Annotated in this window: 14 protein-coding genes; 9 read left to right on the forward strand and 5 right to left on the reverse strand. The window is 37.8% G+C overall.

The features are described 5' to 3' along the window. Nucleotides 1–107: 107 nt before the first annotated feature. Both AC2Q9J_RS05660 and AC2Q9J_RS05665 read right to left on the reverse strand, forming a co-directional pair. Nucleotides 108–563: a hypothetical protein gene (locus tag AC2Q9J_RS05660; RefSeq protein ID WP_499037959.1), complete on the reverse strand. Its 456-nt coding sequence runs from the start codon at nt 561–563 to the stop codon at nt 108–110. Between the two features lie 381 nt (nt 564–944). After that, nucleotides 945–1991, reverse strand: coding sequence for a DNA/RNA non-specific endonuclease (locus AC2Q9J_RS05665; RefSeq protein WP_499037960.1), 1047 nt, complete (start codon nt 1989–1991; stop codon nt 945–947). A gap of 375 nt (nt 1992–2366) precedes the next feature. Between AC2Q9J_RS05665 and AC2Q9J_RS05670 the strand changes: the two genes are divergently transcribed. The 6 genes from AC2Q9J_RS05670 to AC2Q9J_RS05695 all read left to right on the forward strand — a co-directional run bounded on the left by AC2Q9J_RS05670 (nt 2367) and on the right by AC2Q9J_RS05695 (nt 13578). Continuing rightward, complete coding sequence (locus tag AC2Q9J_RS05670) at nt 2367–4226, forward strand: LTA synthase family protein (RefSeq protein ID WP_499037962.1); 1860 nt, start codon at nt 2367–2369, stop codon at nt 4224–4226. Nucleotides 4227–4604: 378 nt separating this feature from the next. After that, nucleotides 4605–6008 carry an ATP-binding protein gene (locus tag AC2Q9J_RS05675; protein WP_499037963.1) on the forward strand — a complete coding sequence of 468 codons (1404 nt, stop codon included), beginning with the start codon at nt 4605–4607 and terminating at the stop codon, nt 6006–6008. Nucleotides 6009–6020: 12 nt separating this feature from the next. Beyond that, on the forward strand, nt 6021–8690 hold the full coding sequence (locus AC2Q9J_RS05680; protein WP_499037965.1) for a Z1 domain-containing protein: 2670 nt from the start codon (nt 6021–6023) through the stop codon (nt 8688–8690). Then, entirely contained in the window at nt 8677–9630 is a 954-nt protein-coding gene (locus AC2Q9J_RS05685; RefSeq protein ID WP_499037967.1) for a PD-(D/E)XK motif protein, read from the forward strand. Before AC2Q9J_RS05680 ends, AC2Q9J_RS05685 begins: the two co-directional genes overlap by 14 nt. Beyond that, on the forward strand, nt 9627–11678 hold the full coding sequence (locus tag AC2Q9J_RS05690; protein ID WP_499037969.1) for an AIPR family protein: 2052 nt from the start codon (nt 9627–9629) through the stop codon (nt 11676–11678). The genes AC2Q9J_RS05685 and AC2Q9J_RS05690 overlap by 4 nt, the downstream gene beginning before the upstream one ends. Before the next feature lie 169 nt (nt 11679–11847). Continuing rightward, nucleotides 11848–13578: a DNA cytosine methyltransferase gene (locus AC2Q9J_RS05695; protein WP_499037971.1), complete on the forward strand. Its 1731-nt coding sequence runs from the start codon at nt 11848–11850 to the stop codon at nt 13576–13578. A 34-nt stretch (nt 13579–13612) separates the two neighbouring features. Here the strand turns inward: AC2Q9J_RS05695 and AC2Q9J_RS05700 are convergent, their stop codons facing one another. Beyond that, entirely contained in the window at nt 13613–14095 is a 483-nt protein-coding gene (locus AC2Q9J_RS05700; protein WP_499037973.1) for a hypothetical protein, read from the reverse strand. Between the two features lie 77 nt (nt 14096–14172). Continuing rightward, complete coding sequence (locus AC2Q9J_RS05705) at nt 14173–14601, reverse strand: very short patch repair endonuclease (RefSeq protein ID WP_499037975.1); 429 nt, start codon at nt 14599–14601, stop codon at nt 14173–14175. A gap of 298 nt (nt 14602–14899) precedes the next feature. Between AC2Q9J_RS05705 and AC2Q9J_RS05710 the strand changes: the two genes are divergently transcribed. From AC2Q9J_RS05710 to AC2Q9J_RS05720, 3 genes are all read left to right on the forward strand, one after another. After that, nucleotides 14900–15226 carry a nucleoside triphosphate pyrophosphohydrolase gene (locus AC2Q9J_RS05710; protein ID WP_499037977.1) on the forward strand — a complete coding sequence of 109 codons (327 nt, stop codon included), beginning with the start codon at nt 14900–14902 and terminating at the stop codon, nt 15224–15226. Beyond that, nucleotides 15219–17642 (forward strand): DEAD/DEAH box helicase family protein, encoded by a 2424-nt coding sequence (locus AC2Q9J_RS05715; RefSeq protein ID WP_499037979.1) that lies wholly within the window; start codon nt 15219–15221, stop codon nt 17640–17642. The genes AC2Q9J_RS05710 and AC2Q9J_RS05715 overlap by 8 nt, the downstream gene beginning before the upstream one ends. Before the next feature lie 191 nt (nt 17643–17833). After that, on the forward strand, nt 17834–19603 hold the full coding sequence (locus tag AC2Q9J_RS05720) for a DUF262 domain-containing protein (protein ID WP_499037981.1): 1770 nt from the start codon (nt 17834–17836) through the stop codon (nt 19601–19603). A 228-nt stretch (nt 19604–19831) separates the two neighbouring features. Here the strand turns inward: AC2Q9J_RS05720 and AC2Q9J_RS05725 are convergent, their stop codons facing one another. Then, nucleotides 19832–20977, reverse strand: coding sequence for a hypothetical protein (locus AC2Q9J_RS05725; RefSeq protein ID WP_499037983.1), 1146 nt, complete (start codon nt 20975–20977; stop codon nt 19832–19834). Nucleotides 20978–21085 lie beyond the last annotated feature (108 nt).

Below are 21085 nucleotides of genomic sequence, written 5' to 3' on the forward strand. Positions count from 1 at the left end.
CCTTCTCCAATGTTATTTAGGTTCCTTTTAAGACGTATTCCCTGATAATCCCTTTTGGAACCACTAAATAAATGAAAAAGGAGGGAGGCATTAAGGAAATTCCGCACTCAATCCTTCAAGGCTTTTGCAGCCAATTGCTTAGCCCACAGCTCCTTCAGCCACTTCCGATACTTCCGCTCATCGACCTGCCACGCACGAATCGTCTCCTGCAATTCAAACAACTCCTTTATATAGAAGAAAACCTCTTCAGAAAACACACCGTCACTTCCCGCCAGCCCATAATAATCCCAATACGGGTCCACCGTTTCATCCAGCCACTCCAGCAAATCGCTCTTCTTCGGATAACCGAAATAGACGCTCTTATGCAAATCGCCTTCATAATTCTGCATCCAGTCGATATAGGCGATCCGCAGCATATCGTAATCATCGATATAGGGATGGCTGAAATCATCCGGCCCATCCTCGAACTTTTCAAAACACTCATCAGAACAAAACACATTGCCTGCACTGTCCACACGGCGCTCTACCCGCGGCTTTTTCCTGCACACTTTGCACATCTTCATACTTATCACTCCTATGTCGTTGGTAATGGGCATTATACATAGGGATTCGGAAAACTGTTATATGAAATTAAAGATTCAACTTCAAATGAAAAAGAATCCCGTAAAAATTTCTTCGGGATCCTTTTGACTAGTATTAACTTTTACTTAATCGCTCCAACGCTTTTCCATTTTGTTTAACTGCTTTTTCGAAACTTTTCCGAATCATCTTAGAGCGTTCCTCGGCAGATAAATTTTGTACGGGTTTATTAGGTTTATTCACCTGGATTCACCTCTCTGCTGTGTATATTTCTTCTATATTAGCACAGCCGACCGGAAACCTGTTATGAAATAAAAAACGGCAATGCCTAAGCATCACCGTCTTCACTTCTATCTATAATTATTTTATTCCCCAACCATCCCATCACCATCACGGTCATCCATATACTGATACAGCCAGTGATCGCTGTAGATCGGCATGCTGAAACCTGCTGCTTTCGCTTCGGCAATCGTCACTTGGCCGTTGCCGTTTGCATCGACTGCGGATACGTCGCCGCCTGAAGGGGCAGGGGTTGACTCGGCAGGCGCACTTTCTGTCGCCGTACTGCCTGAATCCGATGAACCGCTGCCTGTCAGGCCAAGGGATGCGTTGATTTCGTCAGGGTTTCCATTGACGAATTCATCAACGACTTCGTTGCCCATTACTGTATAGGAGTACTGGTAACTGGAAGGGATCTGCGTTTCTGTATCCGGGTAGGTGATAATGGCTTCGAAATTCGTCGCTCCGCCAGCGTCGCGGATTACGTCTTCCATATAAGCCTGGTCACCGTGCCGGTTGAGCGTGCTTTCCTGTGGCGTGATGTTATAGGCATTCGCCACGCCGCCAAGGGAATCGGCAATGACATGGCCTTCGTCTAATATGTCACTTTCGACGCCAGGAACTTTTGCTTCGTCGGCATAATATCTGCCGTCTCCTGTGACCGGTTCGCTCGCGTCATCCTGCAGGATGATTTCAGCTGCAACGACACGCACCAATTGGCCGTGTTCGTTCGAGAATGCCCAGTACTCGCGGTCGCCAAATCCGATGTCCACAACGACATTGGCTTCACGGTAGCCGGACAAATCGCCGCCGTCCACTTCGATCAGCTCGTAGCCCGCGAACAATTCTTCCTGCTGTTTGGCTGCGGCTTCCGCTTCAGCCTTCTCTTTCGCGGCCAGTTCCTGCGCTTCTTTTTCTTTCGCCAGTTCTTCAGCCTTGGCTTTTTCTTCGGCTTCCTGCTGTTTCGCCAGCTCTTCCGCTTCCGCTTTCTCGGCAGCTTCTTCTTTTTCAGCTGCCGTCTCTTCCTGGACAGCCGTTTCCACATCTGCATCTGCCGCTTCCTCCACGTTGGTGCAGCCAACCATAAAGACAGCTGCCAAAAGCAGTATTAAATAGTTCAATTTCTTTTTCATTGCCGTGCTCCTTCTTATGTATGTTGATGGATCTCTTATCGCTGTATTGCCGGTTCCAACTCAAAATATAGCACGGAATCAAAGGCAAATACTAGGTTATAATAAAAATTTGTCTGGAAATATTTAGTTTCATAATTTATTCGAATAAAAATGGCGGTTACGAAACTTTTCGGTGCCCGAAACGTTTATCATTAGAGTAGGGTTTCCCGTTTCTGCAAAATGATCCGGCTGCCGTTTCGTTTGGTGCGAAACAGGGAAAATAAATAGAGCAGTAATTACACGAATCCAGACCTTTTCAGAACGAATACATACATAACGAGTCGCTGTATTTCCCGGGCGGCAAATAATCACAAAGCGAAGTTGAGCTGATTTGATATGAAAATGCTGCACAATCGATTTAAAAATTTAACAGGCATCCAGCTTACGTTACTGATCGCCGGCACCCTTTGGCTGAAGACGGTCATCGTCAGTTTTATCGGCTTCAACCTCAGCATCCAATCCTTTTTTGACGTTGCGCTGATCTTGACCAGTTCGATCGGTGCGCTGCTTTTAGTGATGGGCATCAGTTTCTATTTTGGCGGCAAAGTGAAGCCGGCGATCCTGTTCGGGCTGTCAGTGGCCGGGACCGGTGTTCTTTATGGCGACCTTCTTTATTACCGGTTCTATAATGATTTCGTGACGGCACCCATCCTGTTCCAATTCGATAACGTCGGCGGCTTAAGCGCCAGCACGGTCGAATTGATGAGTTTTTGGGATATTCTGCTGTTCGTGGATCTGTTTGTGCTTGGCTGGCTTCTGATGAAACAGCGGTTCGAGCTGACGATCCCCAAAGAGACGAGGAAGAAGTATGTCGCAGTCGGCGCAGCTTTTCTCGTGTTGACCATCGGCCTGGGGCTGGTGAAATCCGTTCATTTGTTCTCGGAATCCTATGACCGCGAACAAGTGGTCAAGTCGCTGGGACCGCTGAATTACCATGTCTACGATCTGGCGGTCGGGATCTCAGCGCCTTTGCAGCGGTTGACGATGACCGAAGCTGAAGCTGTGGCTTCCATCGAATCCCTGCAGCAGAAAGAACCCGGACGTACCGATCTGTACGGGATGGCGGAAGGCAAAAACATTGTGCTGATCAGCCTCGAATCCACGCAGGACTTTGTCATCAATCAAAAAGTGAACGGGGAAGAAGTGACGCCGTTCCTGAACGATTTGATTGAAGACAGCTTTTATTTCGATCAAGTCTACGACCAGACGGCACAGGGGAAAACATCCGATGCGGAATTCATGATCGACACGAGCCTGTATCCGCTGGCGAGCGGATCGGTGTTTGTCAGAAGGCCGGAAAACACTTTCTACAGCCTGCCGCACATCCTGAAAGAACAAGAGGATTATTATGCGGCCACGTTCCACGGCAATGTGGATACGTTCTGGAACCGCAATGTCATGTACGAAAGCCTCGGCTATGACCGTTACTTCTCGAAAGAGGATTACGACGTAACCGAAGGGAATTCGGTCAATTACGGCTTGAAGGACATTCCGTTCTTCAAACAGTCCGCCGCCTATATGAAGAATCTGCCGGAACCGTATTACGCCAAATTCCTCACCTTGACGAACCATTTCCCGTTCCTGCTGGAGGAAGAAGACATGCTCATCGACCCCGCGGCAACGGATGAAGACGTCGTGAACCGCTACGTCACCACAGTGCGCTACCTGGACAAATCACTCGAGACCTTTTTTGAACAATTAAAAGAAGAAGGCCTATACGAAGACACCGTATTCGTCCTCGTCGGCGACCATTACGGCATTTCCGAAAAATACGAAGCCGGACTCAATCAGCTGCTCGGCGAGGAAGCCACCATCACCACGCAGATGCAGCATAAGCAAGTGCCGCTGATCATCCACATTCCCGGTCAGCAAGGCGAAACCATCTCGACCCAAGGCGGCGAAATCGACATCCGCCCGACCCTGCTCCATCTGATGGGCATCAAGACCGAAAACCGCTATTCCTTCGGCCATAACCTGTTCACCCGGGACAGCGACCATCCCGTCATTTTCCGGGACGGCAGCTTCATCTCGGACGATTATATCTACAAAGATAACGTCTGTTACGCCAAAGAAAACGGAGCGGCCATAGATGAGCAGTCCTGTGAACCTTATCTGGAAACAGTGAGAGAAGAATTGAAGCTGTCGGATAAGATCATTTTTGGGGATTTGCTGCGGTATATGGTTGGGGGAGAGTGAGAAGAGAAGTAAAAAAATTTAAGACTGCCGGCTTTTTAGTAGCTGGCAGTCTTTTATGTTTCCTGGGTTATGAGGGTAGAAAATTACTGGGAATATGAGATGAAAGATAATGCATATAGAAATATAACCCAGCTTACAAGTGTACTTGCTACTTAACAAAAAAAACGAAGAGGAAGCAACAAAAATTTTTAAAGATATATGTGGAATTAGTTCAATTATAAGTTATCGATAGAAGATTTCTATTAATCTTCTGTGAGCCATATATTTATTCTCTCTTTTTAGTATTTTAAAATCGTTTATATATTTATTTATGCAAATATTGTAAAATATATACTAAGACTATTTTAAATAATATGACATATTATAGAGAGGGTTAATATGAATTCAGAAATAATTGAGCCAAATGTCAGCAACTTTATTAATTCCTTAAGGGATATGGGTTATACATTTTCGATTGCTATTGCGGATATAATAGACAACAGCATCACAGCATCTGCTAAAAATATTGAAATAATGGCTTTAGCAAACCCTGAAATGAGTTTATCGCTACTAGACGATGGGCAGGGCATGAATAAGAAAGAACTTGTAGAAGCTATGAGGCTTGCTACTAGAAGTCCGCATTCTGAAAGAAACAAGTTAGATTTAGGAAAATACGGATTGGGTTTGAAAACCGCATCATTTTCTCAGTGTAAAAAGTTAACTGTTATTTCTAAAAAAGACAGTACTATAAGCGCTCGTCAATGGGATCTAGATTATATATCAAAAGAGAATAAATGGTTACTATTAACGCCAAAAGAATCTTCATTAAAGAAAATCGCTTTATATAAAGAATTATTGCAACAAAAATCTGGAACTCTAGTTATATGGGAAAAAATTGATGGTGTGGAACCTAAGGCTTTTTCAAATGAAGTAATAAAGCTTCGTGAGCACTTATCATTAGTTTTTCACAGATTCCTTGAAAAGTCTCCAGGAAAAAAACCACTTAGAATAAGTATAAATAAGAACACTCTAAAACCATTTAATCCATTTAATCCGGAGCACCCAGCTTCACAACAAATGCCGGCAGAAAAAATTAAAATTGAAGGCGAAGATATTATTGTCCAACCATATATTCTTCCGCACCATTCAAAAGTATCTCAAGCAGAGTATGAAAGATATGCAACCGATGAAGGCTATACAAAATCTCAGGGATTTTATTTATATAGAGCAAACAGACTGTTAATACATGGTACATGGTGGAAACTACATAAATCCATAGATGCCCATAAATTAGTGAGAATTAAAATCGATATACCAAATAATCAGGATCAGTATTGGGGAATTGACATAAAAAAATCTACTGCAAGTCCTAATGAAGAAATCAAAGGGGATTTAAAGAGGATAATTTCTCAAGTTACGGAAAGAGGTTCTCGACCCTACACGGGTAGAGGACGGAAAATTGAAGATAAAAATATTTATCGTTTTTGGGAACTTTCTCCGTTAAATGGAGAAATTAGGTTTGTTTTAAATAATAAACATCCTTTATTAAATCATATACGGTCGAAGCTTAATGAAGAAGGAGCACAGCTAGTAGATACTTATTTAAAGGGCATTCAAGCATATTTGCCTCTAGATGCAATTCAATCTAAATTACAACAAAATCCTCATGAAGTAAATCAAAAATCTTTGATTTCAAAAGAAGAAGTTGAAGGTATTTTAACAAAATTAAAAACTTCTGACTTGGATCAGGATTTATTGAAAGAGCTGCTAAATAGTGAACTATTTAAGGAATATAAATTATAGGAGTGACTGGTTTTGACTATTAATAATTATCAAGTTATCAAGGGTTTTGTAATGAGTAAGTTAAACAAAACAGATGAAACAATACCTGAAGGGAAAATTGAAAGTGAAATACAAACTTTAAAAATGACAGCTAATCAAATAGGGTGGGATACTTTAGCCACCTTACTTTCAGTTGAAGATTTAAAGCCTTTAGAAAATAACGAATGGGAAAGGGTAATAAGAGAATTAGAAACACATTATAATGTTGAGATGAAGGCCGGTGTTTTGGTACAGGGGACTTCTCAACAAAATAGAGATACAACTTGGTGGTCGAGTAAAGAAAAGTTAAATAATGAAAACTACTATTGGAATAGATATAAGAATTACTTAGGGGATTCAATGCCACCTAATGTTGTAAGAACTATTAATGAGGATACTGATATCGTAATGGATAACATAGAAAACCCAATAGAATTTGACAGCTTTTCCAGGTATGGAATGGTAGTAGGGCATGTACAATCTGGGAAAACTGGGAACTATGCAGCATTGCTTTGTAAAGCTGCTGATGCTGGGTATAAATTTATAGTTGTAATAGCTGGTGGAATGAATAATCTTCGAGATCAAACTCAAGAAAGAATAAACGCTTCTTTTGTAGGAGGGGATAAAGCCGGGAAGTCGATAGGTGTTGGGAAGCTAAGTGGGACAAGAAGAGAACTAAAACCGGTTAGTTTGACGACCGAAGATCAAGATTTCAATAAAAGAGATGCAGACCGATTATCGCAAGGGTTAAATTTTGATAACATTAATGCTCCAGTTATATTGGTTATCAAAAAAAATTCAAGTACTTTAAAGAACGTTATAAAGTGGTTGAAATCTCAATATAAAAATCAAATTGCAGACCATGCTATGTTATTAATTGATGATGAGGCCGATTATGCTTCAATAAATACGAAGCAAGAAGAAGATCCAACTATTATAAATAAAAAAATTAGAGAACTTCTTAATTTGTTTAATAAAAGTTCCTACGTTGCTTATACAGCTACCCCTTACGCCAATATACTTATAGATCATGAAGTAGATACTGAAGAAACTGGGAAAGATTTATTTCCTAGTGATTTTATATATGCATTGGAAGCACCAGATAATTATTTTGGTGCGACAAAAATTTTTTTAAAAACAAATTTAAAACATATAATCGAAATTGATGACTTTGGAGATTATCTTCCTTCTAACCATAAAAAAGATCATGATTTAGTAGAGTTGCCAGATAGCATGATTGAAGCAGTAAGAGTATTCATAATCAATATAGCAATTAGGGCGCTACGTGGGCAGGGAGATAAGCACAATAGTATGCTTATACATGCATCTCGATTTACGAATTTGCATATGAATATAAGGGGACACGTAGAAGACTATGTAAGTAAACTTACAAAAGATGTGATAACTTACGGTAATCTTTATGGAGCAGATGTTCAAAGCTCATATATTAGGGACTTAAAAGAAACTTGGGCTGATAAACACCAAGAAGATGAGCATAATTGGGATCAAGTGTTAAGCAGTATGGTAAACACAATTGAAACATTGATTATTCGAGAGGTTCATGCGAAGACGAAAATTCCATTACAATATAGAAATGACGTTGCTACCAATGCAATTGTAATTGGCGGAACAAGTCTGTCTCGAGGTTTTACATTAGAAGGTCTTAGTGTAAGTTATTTTCTTAGAAATACAGCCTTTTATGACACTTTAATGCAAATGGGAAGATGGTTTGGATACCGAATGGGTTATGAGGATTTATGCTATATTTATATGTCTTCTGACACTGTTTCTAAATTTATTTCTATAATAGAAGCGACTGACGACTTAATTGATGATTTAAAAGAAATGCGAAGACGAAAAATGACGCCGCGTGACTTTGGATTAGCGGTAAGACAACATCCGGACAGCGGTCTTCAGGTTACTGCACGTAACAAACAAAAACATGGAGAAGATGTTTATTTTGAGATGAGTTTGGATGGGCAATTAAAGGAAACAAGTTGGCTTAGTAAAGACCAGGCAAATCTTGATGACAATATTCAAGCTATAAAAACAATAATTAGTACAATGCAGAATAATAATATAAATTTTGAAAAACCAGATAAAAGCAAATCTTATATTTGGAGAAACGTAAATCGTTTTATCATTCAAGAATTCCTACACAATTTTAAAACGTATACGTATGATTCAACAGGTATTAATGCTCGAATGCCAATTAATTTTATTCATGAGTATGTGAAAGAATTTAATTTAGATTGGGATGTAGCGTTATATAGTGGTGATAGTAAAAATTGTTTCGAACATGAAGGTGTATCTGTCCCACTGCAAAAGCGGATATTTCACGCAAAAGACGATTATTTTGAAATAGATCATCGTCAAGTTTCTTCTGGAACTGCAGAAAAAATAGCTTTAGAAGAAGATGTTAAGAAAAATATAGGAAATAAGAGGAAAGATATTAGAGCACATTTGAAAAAGCCATTACTGATGTTACATATATTAGAGCCCCATAAAAGTGGAGATCACTTACAAGATTCACAAGTTGCAGCATTTGGTATTAGTTTTCCGGGCGGAGTAAGTGATCATAAAAAACCAGTTAAATATAAAGTAAATACTGTTAAACTGCAACAATTAATGAATGAGGAGGCAGACTTCGATGATGAAGAGTGAGAACCCATGGAAGAATATGGATCGTTTGACACAAAGAAGAGCCAATCCGACTACTCCTCATAATATATTTTGGATAAGGGATACAGATGGGAAATATGGTTTTTGGATAAGCGCTGCAAGTGTTGCAAATTTTAAAGAAGAAGCTATAAAACTTAAAGGTATAACTATAACAAAAAGTTTAAAGTCGGATGGAGGAGATTTATTCTTACTCTTAGAAAGCAATGAAGACTGGGAGGTGTTTCGATCTTTATGTGAGGATTTGATTCGTGTCACAGTTAAGTATACAGATGAAGAAAAAATGATGAGTGTGATTGATGTAAGACTAAAGAAATGGCAACAGATGCTGAAGTCGGCAGGAAGAAAAACTTTAACTGTTGAACAACAAATGGGTTTATTAGGAGAACTTTTATGTTTAAAAGAAATACTAGTTCCTGCACTCGGGGTTACAGGTGCTGTCCAGTCCTGGACAGGACCTGAGTTAGATAAGCAAGATTTTCTGTTAGATGATACTGTAATAGAAGTTAAATCTTCAAAAACTTCTAGAGGAGAATTCGCGATGATTTCCTCGCTAGGCCAATTAAGCAGCAATAAAGATAAGTTCTTTTTAGTCTTTTATAATCTATCTCCATCCTCAAATGGAGTTACATTAGAAGAATATATAAATGATATGAAGTCTGAATTATTTTATGATGCTCCTTCAATTTTGGAAGCATTCGAGAGCAAATTAATTCAATATGGCTATATAGCGGAGTTAAATCCCGAGCTAGAAAGTTTTCAGGTTGATAAAAGAAAGACTTTTCAAGTTTCTGAAAGTTTTCCTCGGCTTATTCCATCTCAAGTGGATCAAAGAATTGTTACTGTCAATTACCAATTGGATTTATCAAGGTTGGCCGCATTTGAAGTTGAATACTATAAAACTTTGAAAGAAGAGTTGCTATGATTAGTATTACTGATTTTCACGAGAACTTCTTACAAACTATTCTCTCTGAATCTGAAAGTCGCGGCCTTCTAAAACCTCAAGCTTTTTTTGAAATTTGTTGTGAAGAATTAGTTGAAATCGGAGATCTTACGAATAACTATACTGCTGCTGAATATATAAAAACAGGAATAGAAGTTCATGGGTATGATTATGATGAAGAGAGGCAAGTTTTATCTCTTTTAGTGCATCACTTTTTTCAAGAAGACGAATTACAAACATTAACAAAAAGTCAGATAAAAACAAAGTTTAACAGACTTAAAGGTTACTGGAAAAAATGTATCACTGGATTACAAAATGAATTAGAAGAAACTTCAGAAGCATATGAAATGACCTATCATCTAAATCGGTTTTTAGAAAAAGGACAAATTGAAAAAATAAAGTTTATCCTTATTTCTGACGGAAAAGCAACGAAAAACCTTTCTGTAATTGAATCAGAAGTTATAAATGATATACCTGTGGAGTTTAGAGTTATTGATATTGAATATTTCTATCAAACTTATCTATCTAAAAGTGCCAGCGGTGAAATTGAAGTACAAACTTGTTTGCCTTCGTTGAAAATAAAGGATTCTTCTGATTCATACAACTCATATTTGTCAGTAATAAGTGGAGAACAGCTTGTGGAAATATATGAAAAGTACGGGCAAAAACTTTTCGAACAAAACGTTAGAACCTTTTTGCAGTTTAAAGGAAAAGTAAATAAAGGCATCAAAAACACTATAGAGTATCAACCGGAAATGTTTTTTGCTTATAATAATGGTATTACAGCCACTGCGACTGACGTAGAAGCAGATGAAACAGGTAATATAGTTAAAATTAAGAATTTGCAAATAGTAAATGGAGGACAAACAACTTCGGCAATTTATGCCTCGAAAAAAAATCTGAAAAGAGACATCTCTGATATTACAGTTCAAATGAAGTTGACTGTAGTAAAGCAAAATGAAGATCAAGGTACTTTTGTTTCAAAAATATCAGAGTATGCTAATACACAAAATAAGGTTAACAAATCAGATTTCTTTTCTAATAGTCCGTTTCATATAGAAATGAAAGATTATTCGAAGAGGATATGGGTGGCTGCAACAAATGGTGCCCAAAGAAGAACACACTGGTTCTATGAAAGGGTAAGAGGAGAATATCTAAACGAACAAGCATATTTAACTAAAGCAGGAAAGACTAAGTTCCAGCTTGAAAATCCTAAGAATCAAATGTTAGATAAAACATTTTTGGCTAAAAGCGAAAACTCTTGGATGCAAAAACCGCAAGTAGTATCTAAAGGTGCCCAATTCAGCTTTTCATACTTTGCAGATCAAATAACGTCACAAATTGAGAAGGATAACAAAGCCATCACAGAAAGCTTTTTTAAAGATGCAGTTTCAAGGGTTATACTTTTCAGAAGCACTGAAAAAATCGTATCTAATGCAAATTGGTATGAAAATGCCTTTCGTGCTCAAATTGTGACCTATACTGTAGCTTACTTGTCTTATATCATAGAAAAGCAAGGGAAGTATTTAAATTTCCACCTTATATGGGAGATGCAAGAGCTGCCTAAAGATTTGTATAAAGCAATAGAAGCAATTAGCAAAGCAGTTCATGACTCTATTACTAACCCATCAGAAGGATCAGCTAATATTACTCAATGGTGTAAAAAGGATGCATGTTGGAAAGTTGTAAAAGAATTGCAGGTTCCGATCAAACTTAATGCAAAAATGCTTCTAGATAAAGAAGAGGAAAAATATATTAAGAAGCAAGACAAAAAGGAAAAGAAACTAGTAACTGAGGCGGAAATGCAAATCTATGTTTTTAAAACCGAAATGGAAATTTGGGCTGAAGTTTATGACTATTATAAAAATGGAAAAGGTGGAGAAATTAATTATACTCAACTTGATATTTTGAAGAAATGGGTTACTGGAAAAATGAATTATCCGTCCGAAAAACAGAGTGTTATTTTGTATAAACTGCTAAAACAAGCCTCTGAAGAAGGCATGTTGGTATTAGACAGTTTAAAATTTTAATCTTATTAAATATGTGGCGGTCGCTTCCTAAAGTGATCGCTTTTTCTATTCTGCTCTAAAACAAACGTTCGATTATTTAGAATAAAAATGGTGTTATCCATTAAGATGATGATATAATTATCTGATTGAAAAGAATAAAAGAGATTTCTCTTTTGAGAGGTGACACTAGATGAGAAAGCTAAATGTATTAGACTTATTCGCTGGAGCTGGTGGCCTTAGTAATGGCTTTGAACAGACGAATCAATTTAAAGTGAAAAAAGCTATAGAACTTAATGATGCAGCAAGACTGACGTATAGAGCTAATCATGAAAATGTTGAAGTAGAAGAAGATATTACAAAAGTTTGCTTCACTAAATCTAATGGAGATTTAAAAGAAGAATACGAAAAGGTTGATGTGATAATTGGTGGTCCGCCATGCCAAGGGTTTTCAAATGCTAATAGACAAAAAAACAGTCTTATTTCAAATAATAACCAATTAATTAAAGAGTATATTCGTGCAATAGAAGAGATTCGACCTACTGCATTTGTGATGGAAAACGTGAAAAATATGAATTCGAAAATTCATAAATTTTATTTAACTTCTTTAGATTCCATAGAAAAATTAGATGTTTTAAACGTAAACATTAGTAGAGAAAGGATAAATATTGGAGAAGAGACAGAGCTGTTTGATGATATGAAAACTTTTATTATCAACCTTAATGAACAAAAAAGTTCAGATCTTTCTATGTATATTCTTAACGGAGATGTCTTTTCAAAATTAAATACGATTTATAGATTATTAAAAGTGAATAATTTTAATAAAGTTAATGATTTTTTTCAAAAAGCGAACAATTCCACTCTCTTAAAGAAATATTTAATTAATTGGGATTCCTATCACGAAGTTTATTGGCATCAATTATATAAGGCTGAATGGAATAGACTTGGAAAAGTGATAGGAAATAATTTAATTGCTAAAAATAATGATTACGATGAATTATATATTTCTTTGAAGAGGATCATAGAAAACCAAAAACTACTAAGAAAATTTCAAGAAATTATTGAAAATAATATAGTTTTTAGTGAATTATATGCCTTTGAAGGAAATGTTGGTATTGAGTTATTCACATATAATGTATTTGAGTTTTTAATTTCAAAGCTGAAAAGCTTGGGGTATGAGATTAACGAAGAAAAGCATATTTTTAATGCGGCAGAATATGGCGTTCCGCAAATTAGGAGACGTTTAATTTTAATTGGAGTAATGAAAGGGAAAATGGAAACTTCAAAAGTGGCAATACCTGAACCTCTATTCCGCGAAAAAGGTGATTACTATACAATTCATGATGCTATTTCAGATCTCGAATATGAAACACCTGCTACTGATATGAAGAACGCTGAAATTATAAGAAAAAATAAAATAAAGTTAAATAATAACTTGAATAAGTATCTTAATAATCTTAGCGGTAAAATAATTTATAACCATGTAATGACAGAGAGTACTGATGCAGCATTAAATCGTTTTAAAGTTTTAAAAGAAGGCCAGAATTTTCATGACTTAGATGATTCTCTTAAAACTTCTTACAGTGATCACTCAAGAACTCAAAATACAATCTATAAGAGACTTAGTTATAATATGGCCTCTGATACTGTAATAAATGTGAGAAAGTCAATGTGGATTCACCCTAGCCAAGATAGAGCTTTAAGCATTCGAGAAGCAGCAAGACTACAGTCTTTTCAAGATTCATATATTTTTAAAGGAAGTAAAGACCAGCAATATCAGCAAATTGGTAATGCAGTACCTCCTTTGTTAGCGAGACATATAGCAGAAAGCGTATTAGTGACTTTAGGTATAAAAGTTGAGAAGCCTGTAAACGAGGATATAAAAAAAGAAGTATTGCCCATGGCAACAGCGGGTATTAACTGACTGAAAAGCTCCTGACATTACCGTCAGGAGCTTTTTAATGTAGATTTTTAACATCATAAGGCTCGATTAAAAATACTCCGTTTTCATTTTCTGAAACAATTAGTCCGAGTCCTAAAATTTTATTTAACCCTTTATTTTGACGATGTAAAATACCGATGGGAATTTGATTTTCTAAATTGTACCTAGCTGCTGCAATATCACTTACTTTTCTATTGTCTTTTTCTTTATTTGGCGGAAGCATGTTAATTTTGCTAAAGGTTTCTCCAGTGACGTCCCATTCAATTTGTCTTCCATAATTTTCATTTAATTCAGTAGCTTGGTATGAAAGAACATAAGGTTTGCCTTTAGGTTTGTAAAACCCTCGAATTAAATCATGCAGTATATGGGGCCCAGAAACAAAGCTGTCTGCCGGCAAGGTTTCTCCTTTTGACATTCCTTTAATTCTTTTTTTGCCAATTAAAACTTCGCCTTTAAGGTGATTAAATTTTAATAAAATCTCTCTATGAAGTCTTTCCACACCGGAACTCCTTTCAAACTGTACTATTAGTTTTAATAATACATTTTATGGAATTATAAGTCTATAATGTAAATAAATCATTGATTTTTATTCGCCCTTTTTACGTCTTGAATGTAATGCACGATTTTTTTTATCGTATTATCATAATCATTTTTAAAATCGTGTTCCCAGATTCTTAAAATTTTCCATTCTCTACTTTTGTAAAAATCGGTGACTGCTTGATCTCTTAATATGTTTCTTTGTAACTTATTCTCCCAATACATTTTATTATTTTTAGGTTTGTTCCCGTGAATGGGACATGCGTGCCAGAAACAGGAATCAATGAAAATAACTATTTTATATTTTTTTATTGAAAAGTCTGGTTTTCCGTAAAGGTTTTTTACGTTTCGCCTATATCGAATGCCTTTATTCCATAATGATTTAGAAATTTGATCTTCTAACTTTGATATAGATTTTATAGCTTTCATATTTTGGGATCGACTTTCTGATACATTTTTAAACTCCATTTCATAGCACCCCACAATTTTATAAATAATTCGAGGTTGGAAATATTATTAAAGCATGTATTAAACATCAATGTAGAGACTCTTTAATTAATGAGAAGATAATTAGAAAATATATTAGAATTATTACTGTGTTTTATATTATTAACTTAAGGGAAATTATATAGTTCTACAAAATGCAATAATTATTTTTTCCCTTTCTGTAGGTTATTTGAAAAGCTTTAAAGAAGTAAAGTTTATCGTTCTTTATATGTATACCCTATATTAAGTGGAAAAATACTTTAAGAAAAGAGGAAGTAAAGTGCCTGTTTACAACAAACTCGTCCGAGACAACATCCCTCAAGTAATCGAGAAAACCAATAAACAATTCTCTACTCGAGTTCTCTCGAAAGAAGAATATATGGTCGAAGTTAAGAAAAAAATGAATGAAGAACTCGAAGAGTATCAGGAAGCAACAACAAACGAAGAAGCAGTTGAAGAACTGGCTGACATTCTTGAACTCATACATGCCGCTGTAAAAATACATGGCGCTACTATTGAACAGCTGGAAGAAGTTCGCCGGGCTAAAGCCGAAAAGCGTGGTGGGTTTAATAAAAGAATTTTCCTGATCGAGGTTAAGGATGACTAAGCTTGAATTAGTTACTTCTGAACTTGTCGGCCATTTGAAGAATCTTTCAAAAGAAGCAGTTGAGATACACTGGATTACGGCTTTTGCGATGAAATCCGGCATCAACTTGATCCTACCGTTTCTTCAAGAAGCCGCTGCCCGAAAAGTACCGATTAAATTGCTGGTTGGAGATTATTTATTTGTTACGCAACCCGGTGCGCTGGAACTGTTGCTGAAACAATTGCCCGAGGCAGAAGTGCGTCTCTGGAAAAGCGGGGGAGTTTCATTTCATCCGAAATCTTATCTGTTTCGCGGAACTGAAAATTCTCATTTGATCGTAGGTTCTTCAAATCTTTCCGCTTCTGCGTTAACACGCGGAGTGGAGTGGAATTTGATTGCTCCGACTTCAGTGGACAATGAAGTTTTTGAAGAAGCTGTAAAGCAGTTTCATACTTATTTTTACGGTGAACAGACAATTCCGCTGAATCGTGAGACTCTTGATGAATATACCGAATTACATAAGAACGCCAATATTAAGCGACCGATCAGTCCTGTATGGTCCGAAGCTGAAGAAGTCGAAATGACGGTAGGCCCAGCGCAGCCGCAGGAAATAAGCGATCCGCCTGCACCATATACTAAAGAAATATCTCCGAGACCTGCTCAGCAGGAAGCGCTAGAAGCTTTGGAAAATGCTATGGATGAAGAGTACAGCCGGGCAATGGTCGTTTTAGCTACTGGACTCGGAAAAACTTATCTCGCCGCTTTTTTTGCAGAGAAATTCAAGCGGGTTTTATTTGTTGCGCACCGGGAAGAAATACTGTTCCAGGCGAAGCAGTCGTTTCAGCATGTGCACCGGGATAGAACCAATGCTTTTTATAACGCTTCGGAGAAAGAAACAGATGCGGATTTTATCTTTGCTTCTATTTATACATTGGGCAGCCAATATCACTTGGATCGTTTTGAACCAGATGCTTTTGATTTGATTGTAGTGGATGAGTTTCACCATGCGGCAGCTCCAACCTACGAACGGCTGCTGAATCACTTCGAACCTAAGTTTTTGTTAGGTATAACAGCAACGCCAGACCGCATGGACAATAAAGATGTCTATGCGTTATGTAATGGCAATGTGGCGATTTCGATTCACTTTCTGGACGCCATCGAACGGAATTGGCTTTCGCCGTTTCAGTATTACGGTGTCTATGATGATACTGACTACTCGGCTATCCGCTGGTTAGGCACCCGGTACGATGAAGAAGAACTGATGCAGGTTCAGCTCCAGGAAGATTTCGCCGGCAAGATTCTGGCAGCCTGGCAGCAGCATAAGCAAACGAGAACGATCGTCTTTTGTTCGTCTGTCAGACAAGCGATTTATATGAGTGAGTTTTACAGAAAGAACGGAGTTCGGGCTATTGCACTGCATGGCGGTTCGCCGCCTGATCAACGGAAAGCGGCACGAGCGCGGCTGGATACAGGTGAACTTGAAGTCATATTCACTGTGGATTTGTTCAATGAAGGAGTCGACATTCCGAGAGTCGATACGCTCTTGTTTATTCGGCCGACTGAATCGCTGACGGTTTATACGCAGCAAATCGGACGAGGTCTGCGTATTGCGGACGACAAATCACATTGTGTGATCATTGACTTCATCGGGAATTATCGGAATGCTGATCTGAAACTGACAGTGTTTGATAAAACAGGAAAAGCCGGTGTCAGCAATCCAATCGAACCGCTCGTTCCTTCAGCATGCGAATTCAATTTAGATATTCAGGTAATCGACCTGTTGAAAGAGTTGAACAAAAAGCGGGCTCCGAGAAAAGAAGCTGTGGTTTTGGCTTATAGAGAGCTAAAGCGGGAATTCGGCAGAAGACCGACTTACTTAGAATTCCATTTGCATGCCAATACCGATTCGAGGATTGTGAAACAAGAGTTCAAGAGCTGGTTCGGTCTGCTGGCATATGCAGATGAATTGGATGAAACGGAACAAGATGTTTGGCTAAATCACAAAGACTGGCTGATTGAAGTGGAAAGAACGGGGATGAATAAGAGTTATAAGATGGTTGTACTAACTTATATACTTTCAAAAGGTGAAGATCATTGGCTTGAGCCCATCACTCCTCAGGAAGCAGCTCCTTACTTCCATCAATATTTAATGGAGAAAGACTATAGAAAAAATCGCGATTTCAACGATAAAAAGACTTTGAAACTCCATGTGTATAATGAAACCGGCGTAGCTGATCTTATTGCAGATATGCCGATGACAAAATGGAGTGAGGATTCAAAAGCAGAATTGATTACTTTTGATAATGATTTATTCGCAATAAACTTGGATGTCTCCCAGTCAGAAAGTAAATTATTGAACGAGTGGACTAAACAGATTGCTGAATATCGATTGCAAAAACATTTTGAAAGAAGTGTATTAAATACGAAGGGAAATTGAAAAACAATCGTATAATAGATAATGATGGGGAAAGTAATAGGGTATATAAGCTACTAAATTTATATTTAGAAAGCACTTGCAATAACTGCAAAGAAATTATTAGAACAAATTTGTTTGCTGGGGGATCTACTGTAATTGTAGTATTCATTTATGAAATGCTAGGAGAGAGAAAAAAGGGGGGAGAGTAGACAATGGCTACAACAATCGAAGTGAACAAGCAAAGTGTGAAACAATTGTTGGAAACAGGAAAAGTAAATAAATTCATTATTCCTGAATATCAACGTTCGTATGCTTGGACTGACGAACAAATTCAAACACTTTTTGAGGATTTAGTAGAGTACACAGAAAATAATAGTGAAAGTACATATTTTCTGGGGACGATTGTTTCTTATGAAAATGAGCATAATGAACAGGAAATTATAGATGGTCAACAACGCATTACATCTTTGTTTTTGTTACTCCGTGCACTTTACTCAAAACTTAATTCAATGACAGAAACAAAAGAAGTAAAAAACTTTAAAGGACAAATTGAATCGGCACTGTGGGAACAGGATGAATTAACTGCTGAGGTTGATTTCGAAAAAACACTTATTGAATCCAGGGTGATGAGAGATGAAGGTAACGAAGTTTTTGCTGGAATTCTTATAAATGGAACTATTGAAGAAGGTGCGAAAGATAATTATTCATTAAATTACAAATTATTGATTGGCCTAATCGAGAAATATGCCACTACTGAGCCGGAGTTGTTTTTCTGGTTCATTAGAAACGTTTTGAACAAAGCAATTTTATTACCAATTACGGCAGATTCACAAGATACAGCTTTAACTATCTTTTCAACACTGAACGATAGAGGATTGGCTTTATCCGATGCAGATATATTTAAAGCAAAGATTTATAATCACTTAGATACTGAAAAAAAAGCAGTTTTTATTGAACAATGGCAACAACTTAATGATGAGGCTGTAAATGCAAATGAAAGTATTCAAAAACTATTTTATTATTATATGTACTATTTGAGAGCCTTAGAAAATGATAGGAATACCACTACACCGGGAATAAGAAAATACTATTCTAGGAATAATTTTGAGCAACTATACAAGAGTGACGTTTTAGAAAACTTGAATGTGGTGCTAAACTTATGGATCGTAGTTAACAATCGTGTAGAAATCGAAGATGAAGACTGGTCTAAAAATATTGAAATAAAACAAGTACTTGATGGCTTAACTTCTTATCCAAATGAATTTTGGAAGTACCCAGTAATTATTTATTACCTTGAATATCATGATACAGAGAATTTTGAAGAACTATTCTTAAAGTTTCTCCAAAAACTACTCGCAGTTTTGGCGGCAAGGTATATAGTTACGCCAACTATTAATGCTGTAAAACGTGGAATCTTAAACTTAAACTCTGAAATTATTAAATCCTCTATGCCAAAATTTGATTTTGCTACAGTAGATGAACAGGAACTAAAGGGAAAAATTAAAATGGCACACCGCAATACTGTTCGTATGATACTGAAGATTGTTGCTTACCAAAGCCAAGTAGAGCTTCTTCCTGAAAAGTGGGAAATAGAGCATATTCTTCCTCAGAAATGGCAATCTAGTTATTTTCCGAGCAATTCAGATGAAGAAGTAAAAGAGTTGGTAGAGCATATTGGGAATAAGATTCCTTTTGAGAAAAAGTTAAATATTATTGCAAGTAATGGATACTTTAAAAAGAAACAACAAAGTTATAATCAATCAAAAGTACAACTATTACTTAAGCTTTCTAGCCTGAATGATGACTGGGGACTAAATGAAATAAGAGAAAGAGATATTCGGATTTCTGACGAAGTATTAACTATATTAAATGATTGGGGTTTAAATAAACCTGACTTTCCGGTTCAAGAAGAGCTATCGCCAGTTCCAACCGCTGAAGAGTTAAAAATAATTGAAGAGTTAAAAAGAAAAGGTTTAATCTAAAAGCACAGTTGAATTATATTAATGAAATGTAAATAGATAATTGGTGTTGTGCAGTGCAAAAAATGTGCAGATAGTGAAATAAAACTCAATTGATATATTTATTAAGACGCAAAATATAACTGTATAATAAATTGAAAAATCTAAAATGAGAAAGCAGACCGCCATGCTAGCAGTCTGCTTTTTTATTCTCTGATTTCTAATCTACTCCAACAGACCAAACATCTTCACCTACTGATAATTCACAACCGCCGGACTCGGATCAAGCGCTATGACTTCTTCCGGGGTTAAGATGGGTTCGTCTTTCTTATAGAAAATTTTAAAGCCGCCGTATTGGGAAGTTTCGTTCCGCACGAATCTTCGGTAATTCGAAATTTTGGGGGAGGCAGGCCCCCAGCCGTCAAAGTTCAGGACGACTTCGACATTTTCAGTTGGCTGGATGGCTTCTTTATTCGTCAGCGCTTCATCCATGAACTGGTGGACGAGGACGATTTTGTCCGGCAGATCATGCTCTTCCACCATGTTCGTGAGGTAGTCCACCGCTTCCTGCACTTCGGAACCGTTTACCTGGCCCAGGACCGTGCCGGGGATTTCGCCTTCCTCCACAGAGAATTCAGTGTCGATGGCGAGGTGGACGTGAGGGAGCTTCAGCCATTTCTCGATCAGCTTGACTTGGTTAAGGACAGAATCTGTTCCCAGCTGTACGTCGAGCATGAGCAGCGCGCCATGTTCTTCGGCGAGCTTTGCATATTCATCGATTTTATCGGATGGCGTCATGTGATAATATTTGCCGTCGGTCGCCGGGCTTCTTTGGGCGACGGTGGTGATCAGTTCGATCATCGGGATGGCCGGCCGGTCAGGGTCGGCATCCGAATATGCCTGTGTCTGTTCTTTCAGTTTTGCCATGAAGGCATCCGGTTCCATTTCACCCAATATGCCCATATTGGACGAGTTGGGATGTCCGTAAAAGGCGACAAGGCGATGGTTTTTCAAGGGTCCATCAGTTAGGTCCTCGCCATCTTTGACCAGCGTTTCACCGGCAGGAACCATTCGTTCGGTTTCGTCTCCATAAGCTTGGGCTTCAGGCATATTGGCCAGTTCTTCTTCAGGCCACGACTCCTGAATGGATTTTGCGCCTTCAGCCGGCTCTAAGGCTGTAAAGGGCTCTTCGGGCTCCGGTTCTTCTTTATTCTCTACTTCTTTCTCTTCTTCCGAAGCTTTTGTTTCTTCTTGCTCGTTGTCTTTCTCCGTTGTCCCGTCCTGGGCTGCTGCGTTTTCTTCTTCTTTGTCTTGGCCGTCTCCAGTAGAAGAGTCGGAGCAGGCGGCAAGGAATAAAGTCAGCAGCACTGCAAGGGACAGCAGAATTAATTTTTTCATGAAGTCACGTCCTTATGTATTTTGATTGGCTGGATGGCCCTGTCTTATATTCCCTTTTGTCTGGATTTTAATCATGAATTTCGCTGGATTAGGGAAACCTTCCCCTTG

The organism is Planococcus sp. RAB007_Raresut (assembly GCF_057369535.1).